This window comes from Modestobacter marinus (assembly GCF_019799945.1).
GTDB classification, from domain to species: domain Bacteria; phylum Actinomycetota; class Actinomycetes; order Mycobacteriales; family Geodermatophilaceae; genus Modestobacter; species Modestobacter marinus_B.
The window spans coordinates 1-513 of record NZ_JABGCH010000231.1; the positions used below are offsets into that span (position 1 = coordinate 1).

Consider the following 513-nt stretch of genomic DNA (forward strand, 5'->3'; position numbering starts at 1 on the left):
AGAGACAATTATGGATATTACATCTTCAACTTCTGTATTTGGACAAGAACTAAAAGAGGAAGACTCATTTATGATGCTTTCTAATTGATATTATGAAGGTGAATTTGAAAGTATTAAATTAGGTCAAGCAAGACTTATCCCTGCTATCTTTACAGTTGGTGTACCATTTGATGCTACACAATATGAAGCTGGTACTCAACCAGTATTTGTGTCTTCTTCAATGATTGAGGCAAAAGAAGGTATGCTTGCTGTAACTAATGACATACAACCAGAAGGTCTGTATGAATGAACTATGGTCAATATCACTAATCTTGAAGCATCTTTCACAAATGCAAGAATCTTATTTAGAATTGGACTTGGGAATGAATTCAAAGCACCAAAAATAAAAGTTGGGGGTACTGACAAATCAGGTATATCAGTTGAAATTGAGAAGACTTCACTCTTTGGTGGAATTATGGCAAAGGGAAACCTAAATGGAAAGCAAACTGATATTGACTTCAATTCAGTAAGTGG

At 34.5% G+C, this 513-nt stretch carries 1 protein-coding gene; it reads left to right on the plus strand.

Annotation, left to right across the window (positions count from 1 at the left end):
- Positions 1-292: 292 nt before the first annotated feature.
- Positions 293-513: hypothetical protein (locus HK417_RS24715; protein WP_222273535.1), on the plus strand; the 221-nt coding region annotated here is incomplete at its 3' end.